16 protein-coding genes are annotated in these 16,270 nt (G+C 40.0%); 12 read left to right on the top strand and 4 right to left on the bottom strand.

Annotated elements, in window-relative coordinates; translation table 11 throughout:
- Positions 1–144: 144 nt before the first annotated feature.
- Positions 145–1,944: an oligoendopeptidase F gene (gene pepF, locus HMPREF1514_RS06175; RefSeq protein WP_037598044.1), complete on the bottom strand. Its 1,800-nt coding sequence runs from the start codon at positions 1,942–1,944 to the stop codon at positions 145–147.
- A 398-nt stretch (positions 1,945–2,342) separates the two neighbouring features.
- Here pepF and pnp point away from each other — a divergent pair, with 398 nt between their 5' ends.
- From pnp to rpsI, 12 genes are all read left to right on the top strand, one after another.
- Positions 2,343–4,523: a polyribonucleotide nucleotidyltransferase gene (gene pnp, locus HMPREF1514_RS06170; RefSeq protein ID WP_037598042.1), complete on the top strand. Its 2,181-nt coding sequence runs from the start codon at positions 2,343–2,345 to the stop codon at positions 4,521–4,523.
- Between the two features lie 49 nt (positions 4,524–4,572).
- A complete protein-coding gene (cysE, locus tag HMPREF1514_RS06165; RefSeq protein WP_003070672.1) occupies positions 4,573–5,157 on the top strand; it encodes a serine O-acetyltransferase in 585 nt (194 codons plus the stop codon).
- Between the two features lie 43 nt (positions 5,158–5,200).
- Positions 5,201–5,968 (top strand): nucleoside phosphorylase, encoded by a 768-nt coding sequence (locus HMPREF1514_RS06160; protein ID WP_037598211.1) that lies wholly within the window; start codon positions 5,201–5,203, stop codon positions 5,966–5,968.
- 82 nt (positions 5,969–6,050) lie between these two features.
- Entirely contained in the window at positions 6,051–7,394 is a 1,344-nt protein-coding gene (cysS, locus tag HMPREF1514_RS06155; RefSeq protein ID WP_037598040.1) for a cysteine--tRNA ligase, read from the top strand.
- Positions 7,387–7,791 (top strand): Mini-ribonuclease 3, encoded by a 405-nt coding sequence (locus HMPREF1514_RS06150; protein ID WP_037598038.1) that lies wholly within the window; start codon positions 7,387–7,389, stop codon positions 7,789–7,791. The genes cysS and HMPREF1514_RS06150 overlap by 8 nt, the downstream gene beginning before the upstream one ends.
- Complete coding sequence (locus HMPREF1514_RS06145) at positions 7,778–8,650, top strand: helix-turn-helix domain-containing protein (protein WP_037598034.1); 873 nt, start codon at positions 7,778–7,780, stop codon at positions 8,648–8,650. The genes HMPREF1514_RS06150 and HMPREF1514_RS06145 overlap by 14 nt, the downstream gene beginning before the upstream one ends.
- 112 nt (positions 8,651–8,762) lie before the next feature.
- Positions 8,763–9,893, top strand: coding sequence for an ABC transporter ATP-binding protein (locus tag HMPREF1514_RS06140; protein WP_003035146.1), 1,131 nt, complete (start codon positions 8,763–8,765; stop codon positions 9,891–9,893).
- 155 nt (positions 9,894–10,048) lie between these two features.
- A complete protein-coding gene (gene rlmB / locus HMPREF1514_RS06135; protein ID WP_037598031.1) occupies positions 10,049–10,777 on the top strand; it encodes a 23S rRNA (guanosine(2251)-2'-O)-methyltransferase RlmB in 729 nt (242 codons plus the stop codon).
- Between the two features lie 119 nt (positions 10,778–10,896).
- The gene (locus tag HMPREF1514_RS09690; protein WP_156921874.1) at positions 10,897–11,040 is read left to right on the top strand and encodes a hypothetical protein; all 144 of its coding nucleotides are present in this window, start codon (positions 10,897–10,899) and stop codon (positions 11,038–11,040) included.
- 218 nt (positions 11,041–11,258) lie between these two features.
- A complete protein-coding gene (locus HMPREF1514_RS06130; RefSeq protein WP_037598210.1) occupies positions 11,259–12,128 on the top strand; it encodes a DegV family protein in 870 nt (289 codons plus the stop codon).
- Between the two features lie 181 nt (positions 12,129–12,309).
- The gene (rplM, locus tag HMPREF1514_RS06125; protein ID WP_003026230.1) at positions 12,310–12,756 is read left to right on the top strand and encodes a 50S ribosomal protein L13; all 447 of its coding nucleotides are present in this window, start codon (positions 12,310–12,312) and stop codon (positions 12,754–12,756) included.
- A 19-nt stretch (positions 12,757–12,775) separates the two neighbouring features.
- Positions 12,776–13,168: a 30S ribosomal protein S9 gene (gene rpsI / locus HMPREF1514_RS06120; RefSeq protein ID WP_003026228.1), complete on the top strand. Its 393-nt coding sequence runs from the start codon at positions 12,776–12,778 to the stop codon at positions 13,166–13,168.
- A gap of 109 nt (positions 13,169–13,277) precedes the next feature.
- On the opposite strand, the gene HMPREF1514_RS06115 is transcribed toward rpsI, so the two are convergent.
- From HMPREF1514_RS06115 to HMPREF1514_RS06105, 3 genes are all read right to left on the bottom strand, one after another.
- On the bottom strand, positions 13,278–14,498 hold the full coding sequence (locus HMPREF1514_RS06115) for a site-specific integrase (RefSeq protein ID WP_037598029.1): 1,221 nt from the start codon (positions 14,496–14,498) through the stop codon (positions 13,278–13,280).
- Between the two features lie 68 nt (positions 14,499–14,566).
- A complete protein-coding gene (locus tag HMPREF1514_RS06110) occupies positions 14,567–14,827 on the bottom strand; it encodes a helix-turn-helix domain-containing protein (protein WP_037598026.1) in 261 nt (86 codons plus the stop codon).
- A 65-nt stretch (positions 14,828–14,892) separates the two neighbouring features.
- Positions 14,893–16,254 (bottom strand): Rep family protein, encoded by a 1,362-nt coding sequence (locus HMPREF1514_RS06105; protein ID WP_037598023.1) that lies wholly within the window; start codon positions 16,252–16,254, stop codon positions 14,893–14,895.
- Positions 16,255–16,270 lie beyond the last annotated feature (16 nt).

The following is a 16,270-nucleotide window of genomic DNA, read 5'->3' as shown; positions in this document are numbered from 1 at the left end:
TTCGAAAATATCATATCACAACTTGTTATCGCTTTCAATAACTAGGAAGTGAAATTTTTCAAATTACCACAAACTTAAAAATTTTGTTTTAAATCAATTCATATAAAACAGCTTCAAATTGAAATCTGAAGCTGTGTAGATAATCTATTCTCCTAATTCCTCGCTGTAGGTAATAATCTGATCAACTGTATCAGACAAGAACTGAATTGTGTCGCGGAGTGGTTTGTCTGTGGAAATGTCGGCTCCGATGATACGAGCAGTCTCAAGTGGCGTTTTACTTCCACCAGATTTGAGGAAGGTGAGCCAATCGTGAGCTCCATTTTTGTCATTTTTCAAATGAAGATAGCCGGTAGTAGAGATGACAAGTCCAGCAGAGTAGGTATAGCTGTATAGCCCCATATAATAGTGACTTTGCCGCATCCAAGTGAGCGCAGCATCATCGTCGATTTCGACTGCATCCCCCCAAAACTCGGTCAGAACTTCTTTCATAATACTGTTAAGCTTCGTTGCTCCAAAAGTTTCGCCTGCTTCAACGAGATTATAAACCCGGCGTTGGAAGGCTGCTTCCAAGAGATGGGTGATAAAGTTATGGAAGTAAGTGTCCGTTAGACGGTGAGCGAGTGCAAATCGCTTTTGACGTGGATTGTCAAATTGATGTTCCAAATAGTCGCTAAGTAAGAGTTCGTTGAAGGTAGAAGGAGCTTCTACGTAATAGGTCGACATGTGGGTATTGAAATAGCTTTGACTATTGTCAGAGAAGATGAACTGACCAGAGTGACCAATTTCATGAATCAGAGTATACACATCACTCATACGGCCTGTCCAGCTCATAAGAACATAAGGATGCACGCGATAAGGATCAGTGGCATAGCCGCCAGAGTCCTTGCCAGCATTCGCTGCAAAATCCACCCAGCGCTCTTTTTGGTAATTGGCAATTTCGCGTGTATATTCTTCTCCGAGTGGAGCAACGGATTTCATCACTAAGTCATAAGCGTCCTCAATAGTGACATCAGGATTGAGTGCACTGTCCAAGTCCAGCTTCCAATCTGCAAAGGTCATTTTTTCGAGGCCGTTGATCTTAGCAACGTGCTTGAGGAACTTTTGTGCAACAGGTGCAAATTCAGTCATGATGAGGTCAATTTGCCGATCGAACATAGAGCGATCTACCTCTTGCTCAGCCAAAAGATAGTCAAAGACAGAGTCATAGCCTTTCATATCTGCTAGAAGCTTTTCAGATTTGACCTGAGCCAGATAGGCAGCAGCAGCAGCATTTTGGTGCTGACGAAGGCCTTCTGAGAAAGAGCGGAAAGCTTTTTCACGGATTTGAGCATTTTCGTGGTTTTGATAGAAATTCTCATAGGTGACAAAGCTGTTTTTATAAACTTTGCCGTTTACTTCGAAGTCAGCCATGGCAAAGTCGCCAGCCCGCATCTTAGTGTAAATATCCTGTGGACTGTAAAAGACTTCACCTAGATTGGTCAAGGCTTTTTCAATATCCGCTCCCAGATAGTGGGCTTTTTTGATTTTAGCTTGGCGAATTGCGGCAGTCAAATGTGGTAGTTGTTCGAGACGATTAAGAATTTCTTCGTCAGCATTGACCAAGGCTGCATCAAAGAAGCTGAGAGCAACGCTAGCTTCTGTTTCGAAATCTGTACCAGCTTGCGCAATCTGTGCAAAGTTTTCATCACCGTAGTCCGTTGTTTGTGGCATAAAACTGTAGTTGCCGATATGACTTCTTTGAATATAGATTTGTTCCAATTCAGCAAAGGCCTTTTCAAAATCCTCAAAAGTATGAAGGTTGTCCTTATAATCCTGTATGAACTGGTTAATGTCTTCACGAGTTTTTTCAATCGCCCGTAGGAAATCTTCACGGTCTTGATAGAGAGCTGTTAAGTCCCACAGTTCCTTTTCTGGAAACTCAGAACGTTGTTTTTGTTCAACCATATCTATTCTCCTTGTTACTAGCTTTCTTTCTAGTATAGCAAAAAATAAGAATAATAGATAACATTTCAAAAATTCTTGCTAAAAAGCTATTTTAAGGCTTTTTCTTTTGGTGTAAAATATGATAAAATAAAGTTTATACGTGCTTGATACAAAGATGAGGATAGACAAAGTATAAAAAACACTTAAACTTTCTATCAACAGTCGTGGCTATGGAAAAAGGTGTGTTGAACAGGATAATGAGTTATTTTATTGAAACAAAGCTTGTGCTTAATTATGCAATCAGAAATTTTTGGAGTGGAACTCAGGATTCATTTTTAATATCCTAAATCTATCTTGATCTTTGTAGGCAAGACGTATAAAAAATTAGAAATTGAGCATAGACTCAAAGAGGAATAATTATGGTAAAACAAATATTTAAAACCACTTTTGCTGGCAAAGAATTAGTGGTTGAAACTGGACAAGTGGCGAAGCAAGCGAATGGTAGCGTAGTGGTGCGCTATGGTGAAAGTACCGTTCTGACAGCAGCCGTTATGTCAAAGAAAATGGCGACTGGCGATTTCTTCCCGCTTCAAGTCAATTATGAAGAAAAGATGTACGCAGCTGGGAAATACCCTGGTGGCTTTAACAAGCGCGAAGGACGCCCTTCGACGGACGCGACTTTGACCGCTCGCTTAATCGACCGTCCCATTCGTCCCATGTTTGCGGAAGGTTTCCGCAATGAAGTTCAGGTTATCAATACCGTTCTTTCTTATGATGCGGATGCTTCAGCACCTATGGCAGCTATGTTTGGTTCATCTCTTGCGTTATCAATCTCAGATATTCCTTTTAATGGTCCAATTGCTGGTGTGCAAGTTGGCTATGTCAATGGAGAATTGGTCATCAATCCAAGTCAAGAACAAAAAGAAGCTTCGTTATTGGAATTAACCGTTGCAGGAACTAAAGAAGCGATTAACATGGTGGAATCTGGTGCCAAAGAATTATCAGAAGAAGTGATGCTGGAAGCCCTTTTGAAAGGTCATGAAGCAGTGAAGGAATTGATTGCTTTCCAAGAAGAAATCGTGGCAGTAGTTGGAAAAGAAAAAGCAGAAGTTGAGCTTCTTCGTGTTGATGAAGAATTGCAAACAGAAATTGTAGCCGGCTATAATGCTGATCTTCAAAAAGCCGTTCAGGTAGAAGAAAAATTAGCTCGTGAAGCCGCAACGCAAGCAGTCAAAGACGAAGTAATAGCCCTTTACGAAGAAAAATATGCTGACCACGAAGAATTTGACCGCATCATGCGTGATGTGGCTGAAATTTTAGAGCAAATGGAGCATGCAGAAGTACGGCGTTTAATTACTGAGGACAAGATTCGTCCAGATGGTCGAAAAGTAGATGAAATTCGTCCACTAGATGCTGAAATCGACTACCTGCCACGCGTGCATGGCTCTGGTCTCTTTACTCGTGGACAAACTCAGGCTTTGTCTGTCTTGACATTGGCACCGATGGGCGAAACACAAATCGTTGATGGCTTGGATCCAGAATACAAGAAACGCTTTATGCACCACTATAATTTCCCACAATATTCCGTAGGAGAAACGGGACGTTATGGTGCACCTGGACGCCGTGAAATCGGTCATGGAGCTCTTGGTGAACGTGCACTAGCGCAAGTACTTCCTAGCCTAGAAGATTTTCCTTATGCGATCCGTTTGGTAGCAGAAGTTCTTGAGTCAAATGGTTCATCTTCACAAGCCTCGATTTGTGCTGGGACACTTGCTCTTATGGCCGGTGGGGTACCAATTAAAGCACCTGTAGCTGGGATCGCCATGGGGCTCATTTCAGATGGTAGCAACTACACGATTTTAACAGATATTCAAGGCTTAGAAGATCATTTCGGAGATATGGATTTCAAGGTGGCTGGTACACGTGAAGGAATTACTGCTCTTCAAATGGATATCAAGATTGAAGGAATTACTGCTGAAATCTTGCAAGAAGCATTGGCTCAAGCTAAAAAAGCACGTTTTGAAATTTTAGATTTGATTGAACGTACGATTCCAGCTCCCCGCACAGAACTCGCTCCAACTGCTCCGAAGATTGACACCATTAAGATTGATGTTGATAAGATTAAGATTGTCATTGGTAAGGGCGGTGAAACGATTGACAAGATTATCGCAGAAACAGGTGTCAAGATTGATATAGACGAGGAAGGAAATGTTTCTATTTACTCTAGCGATCAAGATGCGATTAATCGTGCTAAGGAAATCATTATAGCACTTGTGCGTGAAGCAAAAGTAGATGAAGTGTATCATGCCAAAGTGGTTCGAATTGAGAAATTCGGTGCTTTTGTCAATCTATTTGACAAGACAGATGCCTTAGTGCATATCTCTGAAATGGCTTGGACGCGTACTAATAAGGTTGAAGATTTGGTACAACTTGGTGATGAAGTAGATGTCAAAATCATCAAGATTGATGAAAAAGGTCGTGTGGATGCTTCTATGAAAGCATTGCTTCCGCGCCCTCCTAAAGAGGATAAGGAGAAAAAACATCATCATAAAACACATAAAGAGCATAAAGTTGTTCGAGAAGAAAAGGCACAAGACTAGAAAGGTAGCTAAGTGTTTACTTTCAGTCTAAAGCTAGAAAGGAGTCATCATGGGTTGGTGGAAAGAGACAATAGCGATTGTAAAAGAAAATGATCCAGCAGCTCGCTCCTTGCTCGAGGTGCTGTTGACTTATCCTGGTATTAAGGCTTTAGCAGCTCATCGGATTTCTCACTTTCTTTGGAATCATGGTTGTAAACTCTTAGCTCGGATGCATAGTCAATTTTGGCGTTTTTGGACCCAGATTGAGATTCATCCGGGAGCAAAGATTGCTTCGGGTGTTTTCATTGATCACGGGAGTGGCTTAGTGATTGGTGAGACGGCTGTTGTGGAAAAAGGAGTGATGCTTTATCATGGTGTTACTCTTGGAGGAACTGGCAAAGATGCTGGGAAACGTCACCCAACGGTTCGCCAAGGCGCACTCATTTCCGCTCATGCGCAGCTCATTGGTCCGATTGAAATCGGTGAAAATGCCAGGGTAGGAGCGGGTGCAGTAGTGGTGGCAGATGTACCAAGTGATGTGACAGTTGTTGGTATACCGGCTAAAATCGTCCGTGTGCATGGTCAAAAAGATACTCCAACTATCAAGAATTTAGAAGAAATCCGCGAAGAAAGTTATTACTCATCTAAATTGTAGTGAGAAATGGTTGAATGTAGGCTCAAAAGAAAGTGTATATAGCGTGCTATTAGAGGAATTTGAAGATGTAGCTGGGGTTATTGAACCAACAGACAGGCAGGTTATTGCTAAGGGAGAGATTTGTAAAACTATCATCTTGTCTTTTAACGGAGAAATTTTGAAACGTTTGATTGAGTCAGAAGAAGTTTATCCAGGAGGCTGTTTAAAAAATCTGAACGGTCAATTTCTTTGGTATATATATAAATGTGATGGAAATCAAGTTGCGGTCATGACAGCGCTTATTGGAGCTCCATCAATGATTGGTCAATTGGAGGAATTGGCAGCCAGAGGTTTCAAGAATTTCATCATTCTAGGATCTTGTGGCGTTTTGGATCGCTCGATTGAGGCGGACAAGATTATCCTGCCTGCTGCTGCTTTGCGAGATGAAGGCACTAGCTATCACTATGCCCCACCGGGTGATGAAATCGCTTATGACGAGCCCCTGTTGATTCAGCTGGAAGCTATCTTTGACAAGCACGATATTGAGCATATCCGCGCCAAGTCTTGGACGACTGATGCCTTTTATCGGGAAACGCCTGATAAGGTCAAGCGTCGCTTAGCTGCTGGAGCCCAAGTGGTGGATATGGAAGCTTCGGCTATCATGGCTTGGAGCCAATTTCGCAAGACCAAAGTCTATCAGTTCTTCTACACAGCTGACTATGTGGATCATCATAACCGAACCTGGGATGCCCGCCATAACGAACGGAAGGTTGATGCCATGACTTTTTTCACGATCGCTTTGACAATAGCAAAGGAACTAGAAAGGAACTGAGTAGGAATAGAAAGTTTGACACTAGACGACTGTTTCTGTAGTTGATTTTATCTGCTTTCTAAGGACTCTCAGCATCGTAAATATGATCAAAATCTATGATACTATGACTCGCAGCCTACGTGAATTTGTGCCCATTGAGGAGGACAAGGTTCGCATGTATGTCTGCGGTCCGACTGTTTATAACTATATCCATGTCGGTAATGCCCGCTCAACAGTAGCTTTTGACACGGTTCGTCGCTATTTTGAGTATCGAGGCTTTGAGGTCAATTATATTTCCAATTTTACAGATGTAGATGATAAGATTATCAATCGAGCCAAGGAAGAAGGTATCACACCAAAAGAAGTGGCCGATAAGTATATCGCAGCTTTTCGTGCTGACGTTGAGCAACTAGGTGTTAAGCCAGCTACTCAGCATCCGCGCGTGATTGACTTTATGGAGGCTATCATTGACTTTGTGCAGACTTTGGTGGATAAGGGCTACGCCTATGAGTCAGAAGGCGATGTCTATTTCCGAGTGGAAAAGTCTCACAATTATGCCAAACTAGCTAACAAAACCTTGGCTGACTTAGAGTTAGGCGCTTCTGGTCGGACAGATGAGGAGACCGACCGCAAGGAAAATCCAGTGGACTTTGCCCTCTGGAAGGCGGCTAAACCGGGCGAGATTTTCTGGGATAGCCCTTGGGGAGCCGGTCGTCCGGGCTGGCACATCGAGTGCTCGGTCATGTCAACGGAGATTTTGGGCGATACCATTGATATCCACGGTGGTGGGGCAGACTTAGAGTTTCCTCACCATACCAATGAAATCGCCCAGTCAGAGGCCAAGACCGGTCAGACTTTTGCCAACTACTGGATGCACAATGGCTTTGTCAATATCGACGACGTTAAGATGTCCAAATCTCTAGGCAATTTTATCACTGTTCATGATGCTCTTAAGACCATTGACGGTCAGGTACTGCGTTTCTTCTTTGCTACCCAGCATTATCGCAAGCCGATTAATTTCACGGAAAAAGCTGTCCATGATGCAGCGATTAATCTCAAATATTTGAAGAATACCTATGAGCAGCCTTTCACTGATCAGGCAGATTCAGCTCAGCTTCAAGTCTTGCTGGATAAGTTCACTGCCGCTATGGACGAAGATTTCAATGCAGCTAATGGCATCACGGTTGTCTTCGAGCTAGCCAAGTGGATCAACTCTGGCAACTACACCGCTGAAGTCAAGGAAGCCTTTGCTAAGCTTTTAGAAGTTTTTGGCATCGTCTTTGTAGAAGAAGTCTTGGATGCGGACATTGAACGCTTGATTGAGGAGCGCCAAACAGCGCGTGCTGCCAAGGATTTTGCGACAGCTGATAAGATCCGTGATGAATTGGCAGCACAAGGGATCAAGCTATTAGATGGTAAGGATGGAGTGAGGTGGATTCGTGATTGATGTCAATCTCATAAACGGTATTGCTCTGGCTTTTGAAGGGGATGCTGTCTACTCAACTTATATCCGTCGTCATTTAATTTTCCAAGGCTTAACCAAGCCCAACCAGCTGCATAGAGAAGCGACCAAGTATGTTTCGGCTAAAGCGCAAGCCAATCTCATCTCTCTCATGCTAGAAGAGGGAATCCTGACAGAAAAGGAAGAAGAAATCTACAAGCGTGGACGCAATGCCAATAGTCATACAAAAGCTAAAAATGCCGATATCATTACTTATCGCATGTCTACAGGCTTTGAGGCTATTATGGGCTACCTACATATGACGGGAGCTATTGAGCGCTTAGAAGAGTTAATTGACTGGTGCATTGTCAGAGTGGAGAGCACAAATCATGATAAAAAGTAATTTGTTAGAATGGTTTCCTCAAGGGAGACTTCAATCCAATCCGAGCGTAAAAGAAGATGAAGTGGCAATTCCCTTATCAAAAAATCAATGGCTGTTATTAAAAATGAGTAGCTTGACAGAAAGAGAACAACAGCTTGTTTCTTTACTGACTGGAGAAGAGTCAGCGTTTGATGGTGGACCTTGGTACGATTATCTGGTTCATAGTCGTGGCAAATTGCCAAAAAGTGTACAAAAGATACAATTTGTTCATTGTCATTTATTCCATTATGAAAATGAAACAATCGGATCTTGGTTAGAAATGATGCGGACCATACTGCCCAATAGAATAGCAGATTTTCAGCTGTCTTCTCAGGATTATATCTTTGTACTAGATCAAACGCAACTTATCCCTGTAAAAGCTGTCCTTCATGATACTTTATCAGCCATCGAATATGACTTTAGCCTAGCTCTCACAATTCAAATAGGACAGATTTGGACTAGAATGTTTGAAGAAAGCTACTCTGAGCTATTTCGAGCAGAGAATACCCTTTTTGCTAAATGGTGGGAACAAGCTCAGCATTCTAATGTCCATTCTTTTTCCCAACTCTTTTTATGGGGGATTAGCCAAAAGGATTTCATATTGCCAATCTTAACGAAGAAACTTCATCAATTGATTGAAAGTCAGGATCAGCTCGTTGATATTATTGCCGCTTTGTGGGAAAATACAGCGGTTGTGACAAAAGCTGCTCAGCAGTTGTATATTCATCGGAACACGTTACAATATCACATCGATAAATGGGAAGAATTGACGGGTTTACAGCTAAAAGACCTAACAGATTTGACGCTATGTTATCATGTTATTTTAACTGATTTATTCTAATGTTTTGTGCACCCTGCACAAGACATTTTCTTTTAAATTTGTTCACATTGCCATAGAAAAATAAAGCGTTTTCATATAGAATAAAATCATAACAACAAAGGAGTTCTATTTTATGGTAGAATTAAATTTAAAAAATATTTACAAAAAATATCCAAACAGCGAACATTACTCTGTAGAAGACTTCAACTTGAATATAAAAGATAAGGAATTTATCGTTTTCGTTGGTCCTTCAGGATGTGGGAAATCTACTACACTTCGTATGATTGCTGGACTTGAAGATATCACGGAAGGTGAATGTTCAATTGATGGCCGCGTGGTCAATGATGTTGCGCCAAAAGATCGTGACATTGCCATGGTTTTCCAAAACTACGCTTTGTATCCACACATGACTGTGCATGATAATATGGCTTTTGGTTTGAAACTTCGTAAATACAGCAAGGATGATATTGAAAAACGTGTAAATGAAGCAGCAGAGATTCTTGGCTTGAAAGAATTTTTAGATCGTAAACCTGCAGACCTTTCTGGTGGGCAACGTCAACGTGTAGCGATGGGACGTGCTATTGTTCGTGATGCAAAAGTATTTCTTATGGATGAACCGCTTTCTAACTTGGATGCTAAATTGCGGGTATCTATGCGGGCAGAAATTGCTAAAATCCACCGTCGTATTGGGGCAACCACTATCTATGTTACCCATGACCAAACAGAAGCAATGACTTTGGCTGATCGTATCGTTATCATGTCTGCAACAAAGAATCCTTCAGGAACGGGTACAATTGGACGTATAGAACAAATCGGTACCCCACAAGAAGTTTACAAAAACCCAGTTAATAAATTTGTTGCAGGCTTTATCGGAAGCCCAGCGATGAACTTCATCAATGTAACTTTGAAAGGTGATGAAATTGTAGCACAAGACCTTTCTCTGAAAGTACCAGAAGGTGCCTTGAAGGTACTTCGTGAAAAAGGCTATGAAGGCAAGAAACTCATTTTTGGTATTCGTCCAGAAGACATCAATACAGAAGCTGCTTTCCTTGAAACCTTCCCAGATTCAGTAGTACATGCTAAAATCTCTGTATCCGAATTACTTGGTTCGGAATCTCATTTGTATTGCCAAGTGGCTGACAATGAATTTATTGCTAAAGTAGATGCTCGTGATTACCTCAAAGCTGGAGCAGGTATTGACCTTGGTTTCGACTTGAACAAAGCACACTTCTTTGATCCAGAAACAGAAAAGACAGTTTATTAATTTACAATACCTTTAGAATAATTAATAAGAGAATGCAGGATGCCTTGTTTTTAATACAAGACTCCTGCGTTTTTTGTAGAAGAAAATTTGGATTTAACAGTAAAGTGATTTATAAATAAGAAGAAGCATTTTAAATTTTATGTTATACTAAAGTCATGGAAAATAACGATATTGTCTACGGTGTACATGCTGTGACGGAAGCTCTCATGGCCAATACTGGAAATAAACTCTATATTCAAGATGATCTACGTGGGAAAAATGTTGCTAAGATGAAAGATTTGGCAGCAGAAAAAAAGGTTTCCATTTCTTGGACTACCAAAAAAACATTACAAGAAATGACAGATGGTGCCGTTCATCAAGGTTTTGTCTTGCGTGTTTCAGAATTTGCTTATATGGATTTTGAGGCGATGTTGAAAATAGCAACTCAGGAAAACAATCCTCTCTTGCTCATTTTAGATGGTCTAACAGATCCGCATAATTTAGGCTCTATTTTACGGACGGCTGATGCGACAAATGTTACAGGTGTCATTATTCCAAAGCATCGAGCAGTTGGTGTCACGCCAGTTGTTGCCAAGACCTCTACTGGTGCCGTAGAGCACGTTCCGATCGCTCGGGTGACCAACCTCAGCCAAACTTTGGACAAGCTGAAAAATGCAGGTTTTTGGATTTTTGGAACGGATATGAATGGAACTCCGTCTACTAAGTGGAATACAGCAGGCAAACTCGCTCTGATTATCGGCAACGAAGGTAAAGGCCTTTCTGCTAATATTAAAAAGCATGTAGATGAAATGATTACCATTCCTATGAATGGACATGTGCAGAGCCTTAATGCTAGTGTGGCTGCAGCCATTCTCATGTATGAAGTGTTTAGAAATCGCTTATGAAAAGACAAATTTTACTAGTTTATGCTTGCCGGATGACTGCCTTTTGAAAGGAAACTGGTCCATTTTTAAACCAGAGCGAACGGAGTGTAGAACGAAATTTTTTCCTGATAAATTGAGGAATGAGGCTGATTTTTAAGATTTGGAAAGAATTTGTGACTTCAATGCTCCAAGAGATGCTTAGTGTTCATCAGAACTTATTCAGTGTGACAGTCGTTTTGATTGATGAGAACGAAATGGTAGATGATGGCATTGATATGAAGTAGCAAACCACGAGCTCAATCATCTGTGGTAATGAGCAGTGGACTGTCTTTGCCCAAGGAACTTTGCGTGTTTCGGCTTGTGAACTAGAAAAGAAAATAGCTATTACAAAGTCGGATCTGAATCAAATGAGCCAACAGCTTCAAATGGGAAAACCACCTTTATGTCCTATGGACAATCCAACCTTACGCAATTTATAGAAAATGATGGAGAAAAAAGAAAGATGACTTTTAAGATTTTAACGGATTCAACAGCAGATCTTCCAGAAAGCTGGGCTTTAGAAAATGATGTTCAAATTCTCGGTCTGACTATTCAGCTGGATGGAGAGACGTATGAAACAGTCGGAGATAAGAAACTAACGAGTGAGCAGCTTCTTTCTAAAATGGAAGCCGGTAGCCAGCCGACAACTAGTCAAATCAATGTTGGTCAGTTTGAAGCTATCTTTCGTCACTATGCTGAGATCGGCATGCCAGTCCTTTATATTGCTTTTGCATCTCTTTTATCAGGAACTTATCAGAGTGCAGTCATGGCACGGGATATAGTTTTAGAAGATTTTCCAGAAGCTGTCATCCAAATGATAGATACCAAGGCTGCATCTATGGGAGAAGGTCTTTTAGTGATGAAAGCGGTAGAGGCAAAAACTGCTGGGCAAAGTTTAGAACAGGTAGTAACCTTGATAGAATCCTTACTGCCAAAAGTGCGTACTTATTTCCTCGTGGATGATTTGAACCATCTCATGCGAGGCGGACGGATTTCAAAAACGGCAGCTCTCATGGGGAATTTGGTCAATATCAAGCCGATTATTGCCGTTAAAGCAGATGGTAGGCTAGATTCTGTGGCTAAAGTTCGTGGCAAGAAAAAAGCTCATGCTGAAGTAGTGCGCATGACTTTGGAAGGTATTTCTGATCCACGTGTGGTAATTGCTTATGCAGGGTCAAACAGTCAGGATGTGGCTCAAGTATTAAAAGAGCAACTTCTTCTGTCAGATCAGGTTAATGAAGTTTTAATCCTACCATTAGGGCCCGTTATTGCCACCCATACTGGTCCTGGAACTTTGGGATTATTTAGTATTGCCCATGAAAATCAAGATTAAACGGAATGAAACCGTTCTTTCATAAATAATTTACCAAATATATTGACTTTTACCCCTAAAATTTGGTATGATAGTAGGCGGTATTGTTTACCCCATTTGTAAGGCCCCGGAACCTTCCAAATAACTTGCGGACCGGAACATCCGCTCTGTAAACAAAAACGATATTCATATAGGAGAAATCATGAACAAAACAACATACATGGCTAAGCCAGGTGAAGTTGAACGGAAATGGTACGTAGTAGACGCTACTGATGTACCTCTTGGACGCCTTTCTGCTGTTGTAGCAAGCGTGCTTCGTGGAAAAAATAAACCAACTTTTACACCTCATACTGATACAGGTGACTTCGTAATTGTTATCAATGCTGAAAAAGTAAAATTAACTGGTAAAAAGGCAACTGATAAAGTTTACTACACTCACTCAATGTACCCAGGTGGATTGAAATCTATTACTGCTGGTGAACTCCGTTCTAAGAACGCTGTTCGTTTGATCGAAAAATCAGTTAAAGGTATGCTTCCACATAATACTCTTGGCCGTGCTCAAGGTATGAAATTGAAAGTATTTGTAGGCGCTGAGCACACTCATGCTGCACAACAACCAGAAGTTCTTGATATTTCAGGACTTATCTAAGGAAAGGAACAAATAAGCTATGTCACAAGCACAATATGCAGGTACTGGACGTCGTAAAAACGCTGTTGCACGCGTTCGCCTTGTTCCAGGAACTGGTAAAATCACTGTAAACAAAAAAGATGTTGAAGAGTACATCCCACACGCTGACCTTCGCCTTGTCATCAACCAACCATTTGCAGTTACTTCAACTGTTGGTCAATACGACGTTCTTGTAAACGTTATCGGTGGTGGTTACGCTGGTCAAGCAGGAGCTATCCGTCACGGTATCTCTCGTGCCCTTCTTCAAGTAGATCCAGACTTCCGCGATTCACTCAAACGCGCTGGTCTCCTTACTCGTGATGCCCGTATGGTTGAACGTAAGAAACCAGGTCTTAAAAAAGCTCGTAAAGCATCACAATTCTCAAAACGTTAAGAACCAGCTACAATACAGCATTTACAACACTTCATGGTTGCCACCATGGGGTGTTTTTTGATGCATTTTTTGAAGAATTGCCACCAAAATTGCCACCAAATTGCCACCATTATTTTTTTAGGTTACGATAAGCAATTTCCCCAACAGCCATCGGAACAACATTTGAAGTATTGACATAGGTCTTGGTTGTTATGGTGTCGCTATGTGTTAGAGCTTCTGAAATAGCTTCAAGTGATGTTCCTGCTTGTTTAGCTAGTGTTGCTCCAGTGTGGCGTAATTTGTGAGGTGTAGCGTGTGTCAGCTCCTTGTGACGGCGTTTGACTGATTTCATTTTATTATTGAGATAATCAGCGTGTAAGGGGCTATTTACATTGCCTTTCATATCTATATAAGTAAAGACATATTGTTCATCAGATTGGATAATACCAAATTTTGCTAGTTCAATTTTTTGTTGTTTTTTCCATACTTTAAGTAATTCTGATAATTCATTAGGAATGTGGAAAGTCGTCTTTTTATTTCCTTTAGTTGATTTTGCATTTTTGTACTTATCCAAAGCTTGAACTAATTTAATTTCTTGTTGCTTGGTGTTGATATGTTTCCACTGCAAGGCATAGCTTTCGGATTTTCTATCACCTAGAAAGAAAGTGGTATAAAATAATACATAATCTTTAAATGATATTTTATCTGTCTTAAGATCTTCTTCAAAAGCAGTAAACCAAGCCTGGAGTTCAGATTGTGAAAGATATAATTCTTCCTCGTTCTTGGCTTCTTGTAACTTAATTTTTTTAGTAGCTTTGATACGTTTAATAGTTTTAGAAATACGGTTGGTTTCGATATATTCCAATTCTTCAGCCCAATCAAAGATAGAATTAACATAGCTTCTAATGGCCTTGAAGTTTGCATATTCTTCTGCTTTTTGGGTTAATAGATTCAAAACAACTTGCTTGTTCTGGTTGAGAAAATCAATAGAATAATTTCCAAGTATAGGTAAGATATGTTTTCTAAAGACAATTTCTGTTCCGTCAATTGTTGCTTGTGACGGTGGTTTTAAGGTTGAGGTTGTCTGCCCTACCTTGTAGGATTCCCACCACACTTGATGATAAAACTCTTTGAATTGTATAGAACCAGTTCTTTCAAGTTGTGAAGTAGAATCGCCACTTAGAATTTTATCTATTTTATTTTGTAGTTCGAGTTCATATTTTTTAGCCTCACTCCTTAACTTGAAGCGTTTTTCTATCACTTTTTTATCAATTCCAAGAGAAGTTTTGACTTCTTCAGGAATATAGATTCGTAAGCGATAAGTTCCATTTTTGGTTTTTTTAATTGACATAGTATTCTCCTTGTGAATTGAGCTAGAAAAATACCGTAGCTTCATTATAACAAACTACGGTAAAAATGCTACTGATTTTGCAACCAGCGATTGAGTTCAGTTTTATCAAATCGGACTGTTTTTCCAATTCGAATAACCGGTAATCCCTTTTTTATCCAAGAATCAAGTGTATTGTTGGAAATTCCTAGATAGTCACAGGCTTGCTGCTTATTCAAGAATGGACTTTCGAGGTTGCTATTGTTTAGTCTGTTTTCAATTTCTTGTTTGATTAAATCGGATATTAAAAGCTGTATTTGATGTATTTGCTCGTCTGGTAAAATGACTTGCATGCTGTCACCTCTTGTTTATTTTTTAGTATTTTGAGATAATAGCAACAGAGATAGTAGATTTGTTGCTATTTCGGTTGAGTGAGCGTATCTTTCGTACTTTGGTCGGTGTGAGTGATACGTTCTTTTTTGTTCCATTGCATATTGCGGATAACTGTTTTGACCAAAAGGTCAAGAGCTTCATTTTTTGAATATTGGTTCGGTTCTGAGAACGAATAGGAATAGATTTTAGGTTCATAACAAGGAAGATTGTAAGAGGAAACTAATTGATTTGACTTTTTAGGCGTTGACAAATTAAAAGTTTCATCAATTGTTAGTAAATAATCAATACGTCTTACAAATTGTCCTAGATCTTCTCCAATATTACCTTTTGCTTGCTCAAAAAATTGCATAGGTTCTTTAGTATTTGTAATTATAATAACTTTTGCAGATCCCATTTTGTTATGGTACCTTGCAGATATAGGGCTAATCATGTGTGGATCTAGGAGTTTCAGCCAATCCGATACAGTCAGGCTGTCTCCTTTGATATCATCTAAAAAGAGAATGTCTTGTCCGTTATATTCATCAAAGGCATTTGTAGAAGCGGTTACGCAAAAATCCCAATTTTGGTTAAATTTCAAAGCAACCGTTTGTAAAATTCCAATCAGCTTTTTACTAATCGCTGTTTTTCCAACACCACTTTCTGCATTGATAAAGATAATCGTTTTTTTGAATTGCCCCGCTTCTAATTCAGCGATTGTTTTATAGCTTTTTCGTTCCCCAGCTGTATCAAGTGCTTCATTAATTTTTCGTTTGTATTGACCGTAAACTTTGTAATAATCATCAGTTAATAGGATTTGATTTTTACTTAATTTACCTGCAAGAATTTCAGAAATAATCCAATCGATGCTTAGCTTGGTATCTTGGGCTTCTTTTTTTGCTCTTCCCCGAATCCATGATTCCATTTTGCGATTATACAAACTGATATAATCTTCACCTAGGACCGTGACAACTTCATCCGCTGAGTATTGATATTTTGCTTCATCTTTAGCATGTACTAAATATGCTTGACAATTATCGTAACCATATCTACCTGATTTTAGTTTTTCAAGATATTGTGGTTCAACACCAATAGCTATAGCTAACTTTTGTAAAGAAGCACCTTTTTCAAATTTGAATAAGAAATGGATGTGATTTGCTTTTAGTTTGTTAATATTTTTCATTTCTTTGCTATTCCAAACAGTGACTACGTCCTTATTGTGAATAATACCATAGGCTTCTTCAACTTTGATATTTTCAGAATTTAAGCGATTTACTATTGCTTCAAGCAATGGACGACAATTCCCAGAACGTGCTATTTGAATAGCTGTTTTATCATCCCACAGACTCCAGTGTTCGTCTTCTAGTTGTTGTACAAGCATGATTGCCGTTAAATTTGATGATTTTGTCATAATTAAATGACTCCTT

The organism is Streptococcus sp. AS20 (assembly GCF_000524255.1).
Lineage (GTDB): Bacteria > Bacillota > Bacilli > Lactobacillales > Streptococcaceae > Streptococcus > Streptococcus constellatus.
This window is presented reverse-complemented; position numbering and strand designations above follow the sequence as displayed.

Coding starts and splice junctions, on each gene's coding strand:
- pepF (WP_037598044.1), bottom strand. CDS start 1,944: ATGGTTGAACAAAAACAACGTTCTGAGTTTCCAGAAAAGGAACTGTGG.
- pnp (WP_037598042.1), top strand. CDS start 2,343: ATGGTAAAACAAATATTTAAAACCACTTTTGCTGGCAAAGAATTAGTG.
- cysE (WP_003070672.1), top strand. CDS start 4,573: ATGGGTTGGTGGAAAGAGACAATAGCGATTGTAAAAGAAAATGATCCA.
- cysS (WP_037598040.1), top strand. CDS start 6,051: ATGATCAAAATCTATGATACTATGACTCGCAGCCTACGTGAATTTGTG.
- HMPREF1514_RS06145 (WP_037598034.1), top strand. CDS start 7,778: ATGATAAAAAGTAATTTGTTAGAATGGTTTCCTCAAGGGAGACTTCAA.
- HMPREF1514_RS06140 (WP_003035146.1), top strand. CDS start 8,763: ATGGTAGAATTAAATTTAAAAAATATTTACAAAAAATATCCAAACAGC.
- rlmB (WP_037598031.1), top strand. CDS start 10,049: ATGGAAAATAACGATATTGTCTACGGTGTACATGCTGTGACGGAAGCT.
- HMPREF1514_RS09690 (WP_156921874.1), top strand. CDS start 10,897: ATGAGGCTGATTTTTAAGATTTGGAAAGAATTTGTGACTTCAATGCTC.
- HMPREF1514_RS06130 (WP_037598210.1), top strand. CDS start 11,259: ATGACTTTTAAGATTTTAACGGATTCAACAGCAGATCTTCCAGAAAGC.
- rplM (WP_003026230.1), top strand. CDS start 12,310: ATGAACAAAACAACATACATGGCTAAGCCAGGTGAAGTTGAACGGAAA.
- rpsI (WP_003026228.1), top strand. CDS start 12,776: ATGTCACAAGCACAATATGCAGGTACTGGACGTCGTAAAAACGCTGTT.
- HMPREF1514_RS06115 (WP_037598029.1), bottom strand. CDS start 14,498: ATGTCAATTAAAAAAACCAAAAATGGAACTTATCGCTTACGAATCTAT.
- HMPREF1514_RS06110 (WP_037598026.1), bottom strand. CDS start 14,827: ATGCAAGTCATTTTACCAGACGAGCAAATACATCAAATACAGCTTTTA.
- HMPREF1514_RS06105 (WP_037598023.1), bottom strand. CDS start 16,254: ATGACAAAATCATCAAATTTAACGGCAATCATGCTTGTACAACAACTA.